Source organism: Stenotrophomonas pictorum JCM 9942 (assembly GCF_001310775.1).
Taxonomy (GTDB): Bacteria; Pseudomonadota; Gammaproteobacteria; order Xanthomonadales; family Xanthomonadaceae; genus Stenotrophomonas; species Stenotrophomonas pictorum.
The window spans coordinates 1-1795 of record NZ_BAZI01000469.1 but is presented as its reverse complement, the minus strand read 5'-3'; the positions used below and the strand labels follow the sequence as shown (position 1 = coordinate 1795).

At 66.4% G+C, this 1795-nt stretch carries 1 tRNA gene and 2 pseudogenes; all 3 read right to left on the bottom strand.

Going from position 1 to position 1795, the window contains the following annotated elements:
• Window positions 1–388, bottom strand: a pseudogene (locus tag JCM9942_RS15110) (EamA family transporter); the annotation flags it as partial.
• Between the two features lie 212 nt (window positions 389–600).
• Window positions 601–677: transfer RNA gene (locus JCM9942_RS15105), tRNA-Arg, on the bottom strand.
• A gap of 138 nt (window positions 678–815) precedes the next feature.
• Window positions 816–1660: pseudogene (gene kdsA / locus JCM9942_RS15100) on the bottom strand (3-deoxy-8-phosphooctulonate synthase).
• Window positions 1661–1795 lie beyond the last annotated feature (135 nt).

The window sequence follows — 1795 nt, the reverse complement described above, 5'->3', positions numbered from 1 at the left end:
CAACGCCGGCGCCAGTCGTGACAGCGGCACCGCCCCGCTCACGCGCCCCCACTACCGCCACCAGCACCGGCACCATGCCTACGATCAGCGCGGCTGACGCACCGCCACTCCACTGCACGCAGATGGACAGCAGCACGAAATAGACCAGGTTTCCCAGCAGGCTCAGCCAGGTCAGCGCCTTCCACTCGACCTTGCCGATATGGGCGCGTAGCGCCGGCCAACGCGGCAACAGCAGGATCGCGGCGATCAGCCCGTAAACCAGGTAGCGCGAGGCGGCCAGCTGCAACGGCGAGAAGTCCGTCAGCACCGCCGGTGCGAGAAATACCAGCCCCCACAACGCCCCCGACGCCACGCCATTGGCGATACCCCCCAGCATCCGCTGATTCATCGCCCCACCCGTTGCTCAATCACCCTCGGCGCCATCCCGCCGCATACGCGCCTCCATCGATCCAGGCGCACGCGCGCCAGCCGCATACCACCACGCCCACGGCCGCCAGGACCATGGGCGATGAAGACGGAAGGGAAGCGAGACGACATCGGCAAGTACACCGGAGAAGACGCGACCTGCGCCCGGCAGGTGCGCCAGGCAACGCGAGAAGATGGTGGCCCCGACACGATTCGAACGTGCGACCTGTCCCTTAGGAGGGGACCGCTCTATCCAGCTGAGCTACGGAGCCTGAGCGCGGCATTGTCGCATGACCCTCGCCTGCCCGGCACCCCTTGGACGCGCCGGCAACAGATGCGCATATGCGCAAGCGCGCCATGGCATACGGGACGGACGACCACCGCAGCGGCAGTCCTGCCTCGGCCGTTTGTCAGGCGATATCCAGCACCGGGAACGACTTGACCAGATCGTCCAGCGCCTTGATCTGCGTGAGGAACGGCTCCAGCGCGGCCAGCGGCAACGCGCTGGGACCGTCGCAACGGGCATTGTCCGGGTCCGGATGGGCTTCCAGGAACAGGCCGGCAATGCCGACCGCCATGCCGGCACGGGCCAGCTCCACCACCTGACGGCGACGGCCACCGGAGCTTCGCTGCCGGCGTCGCGACGCTGCAGGCTGTGGGTGACGTCGAAGATCGCCGGCAGGCCGCCGGTGGCCTCGATCATCTCGCGGAAACCGAGCATGTCCACCACCAGGTTGTCGTAACCGAACTGGGCGCCGCGCTCGCACAGGATGATCTGCTCGTTGCCGGCCTCGCGGATCTTGCTGACGATGTGCTTGATCTGCGAAGGACTCAGGAACTGCGGTTTCTTTATGTTGACCGCACGGCCGGTGCGGGCGATGGCGGTGACCAGGTCGGTCTGCCGGGCCAGGAACGCGGGGATCTGCAGCACGTCCACCACTTCGGCCACCGGCGCGGCCTGGTGCACCTCGTGCACATCGGTGATCACCGGCACACCGAAACGCTGCTTGACCTGTTCGAAGATGCGCAGCCCTTCTTCCAGGCCGACGCCGCGGAAGGAGGTGATCGAGGAGCGGTTGGCCTTGTCGAACGACGCCTTGAACACATACGGAATCCCCAGGCGACGGGTGACCTCCACGTAGCGTTCGGCGGCATACAGGGTGGAGTCCAGATCCTCCAGCACATTGAGCCCGCCAAACAGCACAAAGGGCAGGCTGTTGCCGACCACCACTGCATCCGAAATCGTCACGTTCATCTGTCTTTCCTGTTCAACACCGGGGAAACCCCTGCCAAGGGTGGCGAATATGGCCGAAAACGGTCGCGAGCAACAGCATGGGGCGCGCCTGCGAACCGCAACCGCCGCGACCGGCACACCGCCCTGCCCGGCGGC